General features: G+C 73.6%; 11 protein-coding genes and 2 pseudogenes. 8 read left to right on the plus strand and 5 right to left on the minus strand.

Annotation, left to right across the window (positions count from 1 at the left end; all coding sequences use genetic code 11):
• Window positions 1-74 precede the first annotated feature (74 nt).
• Entirely contained in the window at window positions 75-1,664 is a 1,590-nt protein-coding gene (locus Pdca_RS05720) for a S1C family serine protease (protein WP_085911661.1), read from the plus strand.
• Between the two features lie 85 nt (window positions 1,665-1,749).
• Window positions 1,750-2,052, plus strand: a pseudogene (tatB, locus tag Pdca_RS36685) (Sec-independent protein translocase protein TatB); the annotation flags it as partial.
• A 287-nt stretch (window positions 2,053-2,339) separates the two neighbouring features.
• Here the strand turns inward: tatB and Pdca_RS05730 are convergent.
• Together Pdca_RS05730 and Pdca_RS05735 are read right to left on the minus strand one after the other, a co-directional pair.
• A complete protein-coding gene (locus tag Pdca_RS05730) occupies window positions 2,340-3,755 on the minus strand; it encodes an amidase (RefSeq protein ID WP_085911781.1) in 1,416 nt (471 codons plus the stop codon).
• Window positions 3,756-3,760: 5 nt separating this feature from the next.
• Window positions 3,761-4,708: a D-2-hydroxyacid dehydrogenase gene (locus tag Pdca_RS05735; protein WP_232021427.1), complete on the minus strand. Its 948-nt coding sequence runs from the start codon at window positions 4,706-4,708 to the stop codon at window positions 3,761-3,763.
• 163 nt (window positions 4,709-4,871) lie between these two features.
• On the opposite strand from Pdca_RS05735, the gene Pdca_RS05740 reads away from it, so the two are divergent.
• The 5 genes from Pdca_RS05740 (at window position 4,872) to Pdca_RS05760 (ending at window position 9,478) form a co-directional block, all read left to right on the plus strand.
• Window positions 4,872-5,369 (plus strand): DUF3830 family protein, encoded by a 498-nt coding sequence (locus Pdca_RS05740; protein ID WP_197719933.1) that lies wholly within the window; start codon window positions 4,872-4,874, stop codon window positions 5,367-5,369.
• Window positions 5,370-5,409: 40 nt separating this feature from the next.
• Window positions 5,410-6,138: a maleate cis-trans isomerase family protein gene (locus tag Pdca_RS05745; RefSeq protein WP_085911664.1), complete on the plus strand. Its 729-nt coding sequence runs from the start codon at window positions 5,410-5,412 to the stop codon at window positions 6,136-6,138.
• Window positions 6,139-6,142: 4 nt separating this feature from the next.
• Window positions 6,143-6,820, plus strand: coding sequence for a GntR family transcriptional regulator (locus Pdca_RS05750; protein WP_085911665.1), 678 nt, complete (start codon window positions 6,143-6,145; stop codon window positions 6,818-6,820).
• 73 nt (window positions 6,821-6,893) lie between these two features.
• Window positions 6,894-7,823, plus strand: coding sequence for an AEC family transporter (locus Pdca_RS05755; protein WP_085911666.1), 930 nt, complete (start codon window positions 6,894-6,896; stop codon window positions 7,821-7,823).
• 398 nt (window positions 7,824-8,221) lie between these two features.
• Window positions 8,222-9,478 carry an aspartate aminotransferase family protein gene (locus tag Pdca_RS05760; protein WP_085911667.1) on the plus strand — a complete coding sequence of 419 codons (1,257 nt, stop codon included), beginning with the start codon at window positions 8,222-8,224 and terminating at the stop codon, window positions 9,476-9,478.
• Window positions 9,479-9,570: 92 nt separating this feature from the next.
• Here Pdca_RS05760 and Pdca_RS05765 read toward each other — a convergent pair whose 3' ends face one another.
• Window positions 9,571-10,719 carry an Mrp/NBP35 family ATP-binding protein gene (locus Pdca_RS05765; RefSeq protein WP_085911668.1) on the minus strand — a complete coding sequence of 383 codons (1,149 nt, stop codon included), beginning with the start codon at window positions 10,717-10,719 and terminating at the stop codon, window positions 9,571-9,573.
• An 86-nt stretch (window positions 10,720-10,805) separates the two neighbouring features.
• Between Pdca_RS05765 and Pdca_RS05770 the strand changes: the two genes are divergently transcribed.
• Window positions 10,806-11,291 (plus strand): MarR family winged helix-turn-helix transcriptional regulator, encoded by a 486-nt coding sequence (locus Pdca_RS05770; protein WP_085911669.1) that lies wholly within the window; start codon window positions 10,806-10,808, stop codon window positions 11,289-11,291.
• 332 nt (window positions 11,292-11,623) lie between these two features.
• Here Pdca_RS05770 and Pdca_RS05775 read toward each other — a convergent pair.
• Window positions 11,624-12,118, minus strand: a pseudogene (locus tag Pdca_RS05775) (DUF1003 domain-containing protein); the annotation flags it as partial.
• Entirely contained in the window at window positions 12,111-13,400 is a 1,290-nt protein-coding gene (locus Pdca_RS05780; RefSeq protein ID WP_085911671.1) for a magnesium transporter MgtE N-terminal domain-containing protein, read from the minus strand. The gene Pdca_RS05780 and the pseudogene Pdca_RS05775, both read right to left, overlap by 8 nt.
• Window positions 13,401-13,434: the final 34 nt, after the last annotated feature.

A 13,434-nucleotide genomic window follows, 5' to 3' on the forward strand; every position in this document is an offset into this window, starting at 1 on the left:
CCGCAGGTACCCGAAACAGGAACTTCACCGGCTGACCGGCAGGCTGGCCCGGTGCCGACCGTGATGGACCGCCGATGAGCGATACCCCGGAGTCCGGTCCGTCCGGAGAGCCCGGCCGCCCGGCCGGTGACGGGACGGCACCACCCCGGCTGGGGCCGCGAGCGCTGGAGTATCCGGACACCGACCCGGCGGACCGCGCGGCCTTCGGCCGGCCGGACGGTGTCGGCTCGTCGTTCGCCCCGCCGGCGCACGCCGGCTCGAACGGATCGGTCCCGGTCGCGCCGCCGCCCACCGCTGCCGTCGCCCGCGCGTTCGGCCGTCCGGACGACGGCGGGGCCGGTCTGCAGCGACCGCCGGCGGGTGGGCCGTCCGCCCCCGGTGAGCAGAGCAAGGTCGACGGTGAGCAGAGCAACGGCGACCGTGAGCAGAGCAACGGGGCATTCTGGCCGGGCGGATCCGCCGACGACCCGTGGCGCAACCCCGGCGCGCCGGTGGTCGCCGCGCCCCCGCACGGCGACGCCGATCCGGCGCCGGCCCCGGACCGCCCGGACGGCCCCCGGCTGAGCGTGCGCGAGGTGCTGTTCGGCGACCGGGTCCAGCCACGCGCGCTGGCGCTGCTCGGGGTGCTGGCGCTCGCCATCGGCGCGGTCGGTGGCCTCGCCGGGCACTGGACGGCGTCCGGTGCGAGCGCCCTGACCAGCCCCGGCGCGGTGCTCGCGACGGCCGAGGAGGCGAAGGAGCGCCCGCCCGGCTCGGTCCCGGACGTCGCCGCCCGGGTCCTGCCGTCGGTCGTCTCGCTGGAGGTGACGGTCGGGAACCAGGCGGGCAACGGCTCCGGGGTGGTCATCGACGCGGAGGGCTACGTGCTCACTAACGACCACGTCGTCGCCCCGGCCACCGGGCCCGGCCAGGGCTCGATCGAGGCGGTCTTCTCCGACGGGTCCCGGGTTCCGGCGGCCGTCGTGGGCACCGACCCGATGACCGACCTGGCGGTGCTGAAGGTCCCGGTCGCGAACCCGACGGTCGCGGCGATCGGCCGCTCGGCGGAGCTCGCGGTCGGCGACGCGGTGATCGCGATCGGCTCGCCGTTCGGGCTGGCGGGCACCGTCACCACCGGCATCGTGTCCGCAGTGAACCGGCCGCTGCGACTCGACCCGGAGGGCAGCGCCGGGGACGCGGTGATCGACGCCGTGCAGACCGACGCCGCGATCAACCCGGGCAACTCGGGTGGCCCGCTGGTCGACGCGACCGGCGCCGTCGTCGGGATCAACACGGCGATCCGCAGCGCCGGGACCGAGGCGGGTGGGCAGGGCGGGTCGATCGGGCTGGGTTTCGCGGTCCCGATCGACGAGGCCAGGACGATCGCCGAGGAACTGATCCGGACCGGCGGGGTCGCGCACGCCGATCTCGGGGTGAACGCGCGCTCGGTCACCGACGGGGCGACCGACGGCGCCCAGGTGCAGAACGTCGCCGCCGGCGGCCCGGCCGCGGCGGCCGGGCTGCTCGAGGGCGACGTCGTCGTCCGGGTGGGTGGTCGCTCGATCGCCGGAGCCGACGAGCTCGTCGTCGCGGTGCGGGAGCATGCGCCGGGGGACCAGGTGCCGATCGAGCTGGTGCGTCAGGGCAGGCCGCTCACGGTGACGGCGACCCTCGGGCAGCGCTGACTCCGGAGCTGACTTCCGGGCTGGCTTCCGAGCAGTTCACCGGCCTGCACGCCCGGCGTGCGGCCGGTGTCCGTAGGCTGATGGTGTGTTCGAGAACATCGGCATGTGGGAGATCCTCATCCTGGTGGTCGCGGGGTTGTTCATCCTCGGCCCGGAGCGGCTCCCCGAGGCTGCCCGCTGGCTGGGCAGCGCCGTGCGCCAGGTCAAGGAGTACGCGACCGGCGCGCAGGATCACCTGAAGCGTGAACTCGGCCCGGAATTCGACAAGATCCAGCAGCCGCTCAACGACCTGCGCAGCCTGCGCTCGTTCAACCCGCGTACCGCGATCACCCGCAGCCTGTTCTCCGACGACGAGCCGGTGAAGCGCAACGGGCACAGCCCCGGTGCCCGTGCCACGAACACGGGCGGCGGGCTCGGCGCCGCCGCGGCAGGCGGTGCGGCAGCGGCCGCCGCGAGCGGCACCTCCGCGGCTGCCGGCACACCGGCGTCCGGTGACACGACGCCGGGCAACACGACCCCGGGCAACACGGCTTCCGGTAACACGCCCCCGGGCACTACGGCCTCCGGGGCTGCGCCGACCGGGGCCGCTGCGCCGGCCGCGCAGCAGCCGCTCGCGGCGAACGAGCGTCCCCCGGTCGACCCCGACGCGACCTGATCGCGCCGGGCCCGGCCCGCTCAGCCCAGCAGTGGCGGCCGCCGCAGGTGGTGGTCGGTCGCCTGCTGGTAGGCGTGGGCGGCGGCGAGCACGGTGGCGTCCGCGTGCCGTGGGCCGACGACCTGCAGGCCGACCGGCAGGCCCGCCGAGGTGAACCCGCACGGCACGCTGGTCGCCGGCTGCTGGGTCATGTTGAACGGGTAGGTGAACGGCGTCCAGGTCGTCCAGCGCGGGTCCGCCCAGCCCTCCGGGACCTCCCGGCCGCCCTCGAACGCGGTGATCGGCAGCGTCGGTGTGAGCAGCAGGTCGTACTCGTCGTGGAAGGCGCTCATCAGGGTGCCGAGCTCGTTGCGGACGGCCATCGCGCCGAGATAGTCGAGCGCCGTGGTTCCCGCGCCCTGCTCGGCGATCTCGACCAGCGCCGGATCCATCCGCTCGCGGGCCGGGGCACCGATCGGCTCGAGGGACTTCGCCGCGGCGGCGAACCACAGGGTGTGGAAGGGCTCGATCGGGTCGGCGAAGCCGGGATCGGCATTCTGCACGGTCGCGCCCAGTGAGCTGAAGACCTCGACCGCGGCGGCGACCAGCGCGGCGATCTCGGGATCGACCGTGGCGAACCCGAGCGTCGCGGAGTACGCGATCCGCAGTCCCTGTGCGCCGCCGGCGAGCCGGTCGACGGCGGACTCCCGGGGCACGTCGAGCACCCACGGGTCCCGGGTGTCGGGCCGCGCGACGACGTCGAACAGCAGTGCCGCGTCGGCGACGGTGCGGGTCATCGGGCCGACGTTGGCCAGCGTGCCGAACGCCGAACCGGGGTAGTGCGCGATCCGGCCGTAGGTCGGCTTGTGCGCGACGGTCCCGGTGAAGGCGGCCGGGATGCGGACGGAGCCCCCGGCGTCGGTGCCCAGCGACAGCGGGCCCATGCCGAGCCCGACAGCGGAGGCGCTGCCCCCGGACGAGCCGCCCGCGGTGAGCGATGGGTCCCACGGGTTGGTCGTGACACCGGTCAGCGGCGAGTCGGTGACGCCCTTCCAGGCCAGCTCGGGGGTGGTGTTCTTGCCGAGCAGCACCGCCCCGGCCTCCCGCACCCTGGCCACCGGCGGGCCGTCCACCTCGAACGGTCCCTCGGCGGAGGTGGTGGTCGAGCCGCGCCGGGTGGGCCAGCCGACCGTGAGCAGCATGTCCTTGATCGAGGTGGGGACGCCGTCGAGCGGGCCGATCGGCTCGCCGGCCTGCCAGCGGGCCTCCGAGTCCTTCGCCGAGGCCAGCGCGGAGTCGGCGTCGACGAGGCAGAAGGCGTTCACGGCGCCGTCATGTGCCTCGATCCGGTCCAGTGCGTCCCGGGTGGCCTGCACCGGGGAGAGCTCCCCGGTGCGGTATCCGGCCAGCAGCTCGGTCGCGCTGAGGTCTGCGGTGGTCCCGGTGTTCCTGCTCACGGCCGTCACGCCTTTCCCCCGGAGGAGCTCACGTACCCACGTTCCTTGTCCACCACGTTGCGCAGGTCCCGGCCCGTCCGGAAGCGCTGCAGGTTGTCCACGAACAGCTCGACGAGCATGTCCTTCCAGCCGACGACGTCGCCGGACATGTGCGGGGAGATCAGGACGTTCTCCATGGTCCACAGCGGCGAATCGGCGGGTAGCGGCTCGACCTCGAACACGTCCAGCGCGGCCCCGGCGAGCCGGCCCGAGGCGAGTGCGGCGGTGAGGTCGTCCTGCACGACGAGCGGGCCCCGCCCGATGTTGATCACCCGGGCCCGCTCCGGGAGCAGCGCGATCGTCCCGCTGTGCAGCATCCCGCGGGTCGCATCGGTGAGCGGCGCCGCGAGCACGAGGTAGTCGGTGTCGGGCAGCAGGCCCGGGAGCTCGTCGAAGGCGTGCACACCGTCGGCGGCCCGCCTGCCGACCAGTCGCACGTCGAGTCCGGCGGCGCCGAGCAGCTGCGCGATCGCCTGCCCGATCGGCCCGCTGCCCACGACGGTGGCGGTCCGGCCGGCGATCGTCTCGGTCTCCCGGTGCCGCCACGTCCGGTCCCGCTGCAGGGCGAGCGACCGGGCGGTGTCCTTCGCGAACGCCAGCACGGCGCCGAGCACGAACTCGGCGATCGGCCGGTCGAAGACGCCACGCGAGTTGGTGAGCGTCAGCGGGGTCGCGAGCAGTTCGGGGAACGCGACCCGGTCGACGCCCGCGCTGGCGGTGTGCACCCAGCGCAGCGACCGAGCCAGGTCGTCGTGCCACACCTCCTTCACGGCGTCGGAGGTGAAGTCCCAGGTCAGCAGCACGTCGCTGCCGGGGAGTGCGGTGGCCAGCTCGTCGGCGTCCGCGGCGAACCGGAGACGTGCGTCACCCACCCGGGACTCGAGCCCGGGCGGGGTCTCGCCGGCGTGCAGCACGGCAACAGTGATGGGGTCCTGACCAGCGGAAACCGGCAAAGCAAGATCCTGTCGGTGGTGAGGTCGAGCGGCGTTGACACGCTAGGAAGTGCACCTAGGATTGTCAACAATCCGCCTATCCGGCGGAGGTCTCCCCGCACCCACGAACGTTCCTGGGGGAACCGTGACCAAGCTGATCAGGATCGAACTCGCGAAGCGCGGCGTCGCATGCACCGCGGAACTGCTGGAGAAGGAAGCGCCGCGGACGTCCGCCGCCGTCTGGGAGGCGCTCGCCGCAGGCCCGGCGGGCGGGGACGCGCAGCACGCCAAGTACGCGCGCAACGAGGTCTACACGATCGTCCCCCGGTTCGGGCCGCGGATCGGGCAGGAGAACCCGACGGTGACCCCGATCCCGGGTGACGTGTGCTACTTCGACTTCCACGGCGGCATGCTCGACGCGTCGTTCAAGGACGACCAGGGGATCGACGCCGAGGCCGGCGGGATCGATCTCGCGATCTTCTACGGCCGGAACAACCTGCTGCTCAACGGCGACGTGGGCTGGGTCCCCGGCAATGTCTTCGCCTCGATCGTGGACGGGCTGGACGCGATGGCGACGGCCTGTCACGACGTGTGGCGCTCGGGCAGCGTGGGGGAGCGGCTCGTCTACTCGCGGATCGAGTGACCCTTGCGTCGGCGGGGGGCTCTGTAGGATTGTCGACAACATGAGCACGGTTGGCATCCTGTACCCCGGTTACTCGGCCGAGGACGACTACCCGCGCGCCGAGAAGCGGCTGCACGACGGCAGCCTGCTCCCGCTGGTGCACACCGAGATGAAGGTCGACGCCCATCGGGCGGACGCGCTGCTCGACATCGGCGGCGACGACGTGCTGGCCGAGGGGGCCCGCCGGGTCGCCGCCGAGGCCGGGCCGCTGGACTCGATCGTCTGGGCCTGCACCTCGGGCAGTTTCATCTTCGGTCCCGAGGGGGCCGCACGTCAGGTCGCGGCGCTGCAGGAGGTCGCCGGGGTGCCGGCGTCGAGCACGTCGTTCGCGTTCGTGGACGCCTGTCATCGGCTCGGGATCTCGACCGTCGCGCTCGGCGCGACCTACCCGCCGGACGTGGCGGAGGCGTTCATCATGTTCCTCGCCCACCACGGCATCACGGTGCTGACGGTCTCGGCGCGCGACATCATCACCGCCGCCGAGGTCGGCACCCTCACCTCGCAGACCGTGCTGGACTTCGCGGCGGCGGTCTCCGCGGACGCCCCCGAGGCCGACGCGGTCCTGCTGCCGGACACGGCCCTGCACACCGTCGACCTGCTCGACGCACTCGACGCGCGGGTCGGGAAGCCGGTGCTGACGGCCAACCAGGTCAGCATCTGGCAGGGCCTGCGGCTGGCCGGCGCCGACGTCGTCCGCCCCGGTCTGGGGACGCTGTTCCGGAAGGGATGACACGGTGGGTACTGAGGTCTCGGATCTGGAGCCGGTCAGCAGACGGTCCACCGCGGAGATCGTCGCGGACCGGATCCGCACGGCGATCATGCGCGGCACGTTCGCGCCCGGGGCCCAGCTCGGCGAGGTGGACCTGGCCGGCCGGCTCGGGGTGAGCCGCGGGCCGCTGCGGGAGGCGATGCAGCGCCTGGTCGCCGAGGGGCTGCTGCGCAGCGAGCGGCACCGCGGGCTGTTCGTGCGGGAGCTCGGTCCGGACGACGTCCGCGATGTCTACCTGGCCCGCACCGCCGTCGAGCGGGCGGCCGCGCTACAGGTGCTGGCGGCCGATCGGGCCGCGGCGGTGGTCGCACTGGAGATCCCGCTGGGCGCGATGCGAGCGGCCGCCGCGGCGGGGGACTCGGTTGCGCTCGCCGACGCCGACCACGACTTCCACGCCGCGCTGGTCGCTGCGTCCGGCAGTCCGCGGCTGCGCCGGATGACCGACGGGCTCCTGGTGGAGACCCGGATGTGTCTCGCCGCGTTCCAGCAGACCGCGCCACCGGCGCCCGATCTGCTGGCCGAGCACGAACTGCTCCGGGACGCGCTGCGCGACGGGCGGACCGAGCTGCTGCTCGACCGGCTGGCCGCCCACATGGACGACGCCGTCGCGCGGATCCTGGCGGCCATGCCCGGTGCGGCGTGATCGGGCTTCCCGGCGTGTGAGTCCGTGCGCTCGGCGTGCCACGAGGTCGTTGCCATACGTAAGGTGATGGCGCGTGACGGGTGTGCTCGAGGGTTTCCTGGTCATCGGCGTGGTCGTCGGTGTCGGCTACGTCCTCGGGCGGTACCAGCTGCTCGGCGAGCACGGGGCTCGCGTGCTGGCCCGCGCCGCGTTCTTCGTCGGGACGCCGGCGCTGCTGTTCATCACCCTGGCCCGGTCCGACGTCGGCGCGGTCTTCTCGTCCGGCCTGCTCGTGACGGCGGTGACCAGCTCGCTGGCCTGCCTGCTCTTCGTGCCGGTGGCCCTGCTGCGGCGCCGTCCGGCGGGCGAGACCGTCGTCGGGGCGATGGGGTCGGGATACGTCAACGCCGGCAACCTCGGCATCCCGATCGCGACCTACGTGCTCGGCGATCCGGCGGCCGTCGCACCGGTGCTGCTGTTCCAACTGGCGGTGCTGGGGCCGCTGTTCACGACGCTGCTGGACGTGATGCCGGGGGACGGCCGAGGGGACCGGCCGGGTCTGCTCCGGGTCGCCGTCGCGCCGCTGCGCAATCCGATCGCGATCGCCAGCGCCGCGGGTCTGGTGGCCTCCGCGACCGGGGTGCAGCTGCCGGAGCCGGTGATGGCGCCGGTGGAGCTGCTCGCCGCGCTCGCGGTTCCGGCGATGCTGCTGGCGTTCGGGTTGTCCCTGCACGGCGCCCGCCGCCCCGGAGCGGGGGAGACCGGGCCCTCGTTGTGGACCGCCGTGCTGATCAAGAACGTGGTGCATCCGGTGCTCGCCTGGGTGTTCGCCGCGGGCGTCCTCGGGCTCACCGGTCCCGCCCTGCTGGCGGCGGTGGTGCTGGCCGCGCTGCCGACCGCACAGAACGTCTTCGGCTATGCGGTGCGCTACGAGCGCGGCGTCACCCTGGCCCGGGACACCGCACTGGCGACGACCGTCGCCGCGGTGCCGGTGCTGCTGGTGGTGGCCGCGTTGCTGGCCTGACTGAGCCTCGGCCGGTGCGCGGCCGGGGACCCGGGCGCCCCGGCGGACGGAGGGTGTCCTGGGCCCGCTCTGCTCTGCTCACCACGGAGGAGGGGCCTGCCCCCGTCCCCGCTCTGCTCTGCTCACTCCCGGGCCGACGGTGCCGGGCAGCGCGCCGGGTGGCGCCGCGTCGTATGCCCACCGCAGCTCGGGTGCGAGGCCGCACGGAGCGCCCCGGCCGGTCCGCGCACCCGCTCCCCGGAGGGGTGAGCAGAGCAAAGCGAGGAACGGTCGGCCCTTGCCCGAGCCGCCCGCGCATGATTCCCTGAGATTGTCGACAACTCGACAACCCGATCGGTTCCTCCGGTCACCCCGGATCCGGACGCACGACTCTCGACGCATCAGGAGTTGCGAAACCCATGGCACAGCTGTCCCCGCTGCTGAAGCAGGCCACCCCGGTCCAGGCCGCCCGCGGTGAGGGCGTCTATCTGTTCGACACCGACGGGCGACGCCACCTGGACTTCACCGCAGGCATCGGCGTCACCTCGACCGGGCACTGCCACCCGGCTGTCGTCAAGGCCGCGCAGGACCAGGTCGCGACGCTGATCCACGGCCAGTACACGACGGTCATGCACCAGCCGCTGCTGAAGCTGGCCGAGCGGCTCGGCGAGGTGCTGCCCGAGGGCATCGACTCGGTCTTCTTCTCCAACTCCGGTTCGGAGGCCGTCGAGGCGTCGGTGCGGCTCGCCCGCCAGGCCACCGGCCGGCCGCTCGTGCTCGCCTTCGACGGCGGGTTCCACGGCCGCACGATGGGTGCGGCCGCACTCACCACCTCCGGCGCCAAGATCCGCGCCGGGATCGGTCCGTTGATGGGCGGCGTGGCGTTCGCGCCGTTCCCGTACGCCTACCGGCACGGCTGGACCGAGGAGCAGGCGGTCGAGTTCGCGCTGACCGAGCTGGACCGGCAGCTGGCGAGCACCGCGCCGGTGTCGGATGTCGCGGCCTTCATCGTGGAGCCGGTGCTCGGCGAGGGTGGCTACGTGCCGACCCCGGCGGCGTTCCTGCAGGGCCTGCGCGAGCGGGCCGACCGGCACGGGATCCTGCTGATCGCCGACGAGGTGCAGACCGGGTTCGGCCGCACCGGCAAGTTCTGGGGACACCAGCACGCCGAGGGCGTCGTCCCGGACATCATCGTCACCGCCAAGGGCCTGGCGTCCGGCTTCCCGCTGTCGGCCATCGCCGCGCCGAAGGCGATCATGGAGAAGGCGTGGCCCGGCTCGCAGGGCGGCACCTACGGCGGCAACGCGGTCGCCTGCGCCGCCGCGCTGGCCACGCTGGACGTGGTGCTCGGTGAGAACCTGGTGGAGAACTCCCGGGTGCAGGGTGAGCGGCTGGTCGCCGGTGTCCGGGATGCGGCGCAGGGCATCGCCGCGATCGGCGACGTCCGCGGCCGCGGCCTGATGGTCGGCATCGAGTTCGTCGACGCGCAGGGCAAGCCGGACGGCGCGACCGCCGCGAAGGTGCACGCCGCCGCGGCCGAGCACGGGCTGTTGCTGCTGACCTGCGGGGTGTACGGCAACGTGGTGCGGATGATCCCGCCGCTGGTCGTCACCGCCGAGCAGGTCGACGAGGGACTGGCGCTCTGGACCAAGGCACTGACCGACGCGCTCTCCTGAGCGCGGGCCCCGGGGGTACGCGAACGGCCCCGCTCACCGGATCCGGTGGGCGGGGCCGTTCGTGTCGCGTGCGCTGTGTGCGGTGCGCCGGCTCAGCGACCGGCCGGGGTGATGTTCAGGCTCATCCCGGCCAGGCCGCGCGACTTCACCACAAGCTGCTTCGCGACCCCGTCGAGGGCCTGTGCGGCCGCGGACTCCGGCTTCCCCAGGACGATCGGGGTGCCGGCGTCGCCGCCCTCGCGCAGCGCCACGTCGAGCGGGATCTGGCCGAGCAGCGGCACCGCGGTGCCGACGATGCGGCTCAGCGAGTCGGCGACGGTCTGCCCGCCGCCGGAGCCGAAGATCTCGGCGCGGGAGCCGTCGGGCATCTCCATCCAGGACATGTTCTCCACGACGCCGGCGAGCCGCTGCCGGGTCTGCGTGGAGATCGCCCCGGCCCGCTCGGCGACCTCGGCGGCGGCCTGCTGCGGGGTGGTGACGACCAGGAGCTCGGCGTTCGGGATCAGCTGCGCGGTCGAGATCGCGACGTCGCCGGTGCCCGGCGGGAGGTCCAGGAGCAGCACGTCCAGGTCGCCCCAGAACACGTCGGCCAGGAACTGCTGCAGTGCCCGGTGCAGCATCGGGCCACGCCACACGACCGGGGTGTTCCCGTCGGTGAACATGCCGATCGAGATGACCTTCACGCCGTGCGACTGCGGCGGCATGATCATGTTGTCGACCTTGGTCGGCCGGTCGGCGGCGCCGATCATGCGCGGCACCGAGTGGCCGTAGATGTCGGCGTCGACCACGCCGACCTTCAGGCCACGGCGGGCCATCGCCGCCGCCAGGTTGACCGTGACCGACGACTTGCCGACGCCGCCCTTGCCGGAGGCCACGCAGTAGACGCGGGTCAGCGACCCGGGCTGGGCGAACGGGATGACCGGCTCGTCGGAGTCGCCGCGCAGCGACCGGCGGAGCTCGGTGCGCTGTTCGTCGTTCATCACGTCGAGCTCGACCTCGACGCGCTCGACGCCGGGGACCTTCGTGACGGCCTCGGTGACCCGCGAGGTGATCGTCTCCCGCATCGGGCAGCCGGCGACGGTCAGGTAGACGCCGACTCGGGCGGTCCCGTCGTCGGTGACGTCGACGCTCTTGACCATCCCCAACTCGGTGATCGGCTTGTGGATCTCCGGGTCCTCGACGGTTCCGAGGGCGGCGTGCACGGCCTCGGAGACGGTGCTGGTGCTGCCGGTGACGGACATGGGCTTCAACGACCTCTTTCCTCTCGCGACACACCCATGCTACGTGGGTGTCCGGAGCGTCCCGCTCGTCTCCTAGCATCATTGTGGTGGACGAGACGGTCGGCGGCGCCCCGGGGCGCGGGAACCCCGGGCGGCGCCCGGCGGGCCCGACCCGCGACGAACTCGAGTCGTGGCGCAGCTTCCTGCGTGCGCACGCCGGGATCACCAAGCTGCTGGAGACCGAGCTGGAGGCCGAGCAGCGGCTGTCGCTGGCCGCCTACGACGTGCTGGTCCAGCTGTCCGAGGCGCCGGAGCACCGGTTGCGGATGACCGAGCTGGCCGACGCGGTCCTGCTGTCCCGATCCGGGGTGACCCGGCTGGTGGACCGGCTGGAGAAGATCGGTCTGGTCGAGCGGGCCAAGGTCGCCGACGACGGACGCGGTGTCACCGCCCGGATGACCGACATCGGCTACCGGCGGCTGCGGATCGCCGCCGTCACGCACATGCGCGGGGTCCGCGAGCACTTCGCCGACCGGCTGGACGCCGCCGACCTCGCCGACCTGGAGCGGGTCGCCCGCAAGCTGATCCCCTAGCCGGCGGCCCCGGCCGGCCGGACCAGCCCTGGCGGGCCCCCAGCCGACCCCGGTCAGCCCCAGCCCCGGTCGCCGCTGGTCCTGCCAGCCCCGCCGGCCCCGGCCCCGGCTGCCGCTGGTTCTGCTCAGCCCTGGCGGCCTCTGCCGGCTCCGGTCTCCGCTGGTCCTGCTCAGGCCCAGGCAGTCCCGGTCTCCGCTGGTCCTGCTCAGCCCCCCGCCGGCCCCGGCCGCCGCCGGCTCTGCTCGGCCCCGGCCGGTGCCGGCCGGTCCTCGTCGGTTCCGGCCGGCCGGTCCTTCCGGTTCCCCCGCCTGCGGTCGCCCCGCCCGGCGGCCGGACCGGTACCCGCGGCGGCCCGCTGCACCGCGTCGTCGATCTTCCCGGACAGTTTCTCCAGCTCGCCGCGCAGGTAGTCGCGGCTGACCGTCTCACCGGCCGCGAGCCGCAGCGCCGCCAGCTCCCGGGCCAGGAACTCGGTGTCGGCCTTGGTCCGCTCGGCCCGGCGGCGGTCCTCGTCCAGCGCGATCCGGTCCCGGTCGTCCTGCCGATTCTGGGCCAGCAGGATCAGCGGCGCTGCGTACGCGGCCTGGGTGGAGAACGCCAGGTTGAGCAGGATGAACGGGTACGGGTCCCAACGGATCTGCCAGGCGATCAGGTTCAGCGCGATCCACACGATGACGATCACGCTCTGGATGGCCAGGAACCGGCCGGTCCCGAGGAACCGGGCGACCCGCTCGGAGAGCCGGGCGAAGCCGTCCGGGTCGACCTCGAACCGCCTGCGGCCGATCCGGGGCTGGTCCAGCCGGCGACCGGTGGTGATCTCAGGCATGCCGGGCCTCCGGTCGTCCGTTCACCGATCCGCGGCCCACCTCGGCCGGGCCGAGATCGCGGTCCCGCCAGCCCTGCGGGAGCAGGTGGTCCAGCACGTCGTCCACGGTGACGGCGCCGAGCAGGTGGTTCTGTGCGTCGACGACCGGCCCGGCGACCAGGTTGTAGGTGGCGAACCAGCGGGTCACCTCGCCGAGCCCGGTCTCCGGACCGATCTGCGACAGCTCGGTGTCCACCATGCCCGCGACCAGCTCGAAGGGGGCCGCGCGCAGCAGCTGCTGGGTGTGCACGCAGCCCAGGTAGCGGCCGGTCGGGGTGGCGGTGGGCGGCCGCACCACGAACACCATCGACGCCAGCGCCGGCGGTATCTCCGGATGCCGGATCCGGGCGAGTGCCTCGGCGACCGTGGCGTCCGGCCCGAGCGTGATCGGCTCCGGCGTCATGAGCCCGCCCGCGGTGTCCCACTCGTAGCGCATCAGCCTGCGCACCGGTTCGGACTCACCGGGTTCCATCAGCCCCAGCAGCCTGCCCGCCTCGTCGTCGGGCAGCTCGCCGAGCAGGTCGGCGGCGTCGTCCGGGCTCATCGCCTCCAGCACGTCGGCGGCCCGGTCGTCGTCGAGATAGGCCAGCAGCTCGCGCTGGTCGGACTCGGACAGCTCCTCGAACACGTCGGCCAGCCGCTCGTCGTCGAGCGCGTCGACGACCTGGTGCTGGCGCTCGTCGGGCAGCCGGGACAGGGCGGCCGCGACGTCGGCCGGGCGCATCGAGTCGAACACCGCGAGCAGCCGGTCCGCTCCCTGCGCCGCCGCGACGTCGAGCCCGGAGACGTTCTCCCAGCCGTGCACGTCGACCCGGGCGCGGCGGGCCAATCGGGTCCGGCGGAACCGCACCGCGACCCGGGTGATCGCCCAGTCCCGGGTGCGGGTCGGCTCGATCGCGACGTCCACCACCACGCCGTCGTCGCCGGAGTCGCGCACGACGACCGGGGAGTTCAGCAGCTCGCCCAGCACCAGCGTCTCGTTCGCCCGCTGGTCGAACGCCCGCAGATTGACCGAGCCGCTGGCCAGCGTGACCGCCGATCCCGCGATGTCGGAGACCCGCAGCATCGGCACGAAGATGCTGCGCCGCGCCGAGAGATCCACCACCAGGCCCAGTACCCGCGGTGGATGGCTGTCGACCCGCAATGACACGACGACGTCGCGGACCTTCCCGATCCGCTCGCCGTCGGGGCCGAACACGGCCAGCCCGGTGAGTCGTGCGACGAACACCCGTGCCGAGGCCATGGCGTCGAGACTAGAGCGGCCCGCCCCGGCGGGC

It is taken from the genome of Pseudonocardia autotrophica, from assembly GCF_003945385.1.
Taxonomy (GTDB): Bacteria; Actinomycetota; Actinomycetes; order Mycobacteriales; family Pseudonocardiaceae; genus Pseudonocardia; species Pseudonocardia autotrophica.

Coding starts and splice junctions, on each gene's coding strand:
- Pdca_RS05780 (WP_085911671.1), bottom strand. CDS start 13,400: ATGGCCTCGGCACGGGTGTTCGTCGCACGACTCACCGGGCTGGCCGTG.
- Pdca_RS05760 (WP_085911667.1), top strand. CDS start 8,222: ATGGCACAGCTGTCCCCGCTGCTGAAGCAGGCCACCCCGGTCCAGGCC.
- Pdca_RS05765 (WP_085911668.1), bottom strand. CDS start 10,719: ATGTCCGTCACCGGCAGCACCAGCACCGTCTCCGAGGCCGTGCACGCC.
- Pdca_RS05720 (WP_085911661.1), top strand. CDS start 75: ATGAGCGATACCCCGGAGTCCGGTCCGTCCGGAGAGCCCGGCCGCCCG.
- Pdca_RS05745 (WP_085911664.1), top strand. CDS start 5,410: ATGAGCACGGTTGGCATCCTGTACCCCGGTTACTCGGCCGAGGACGAC.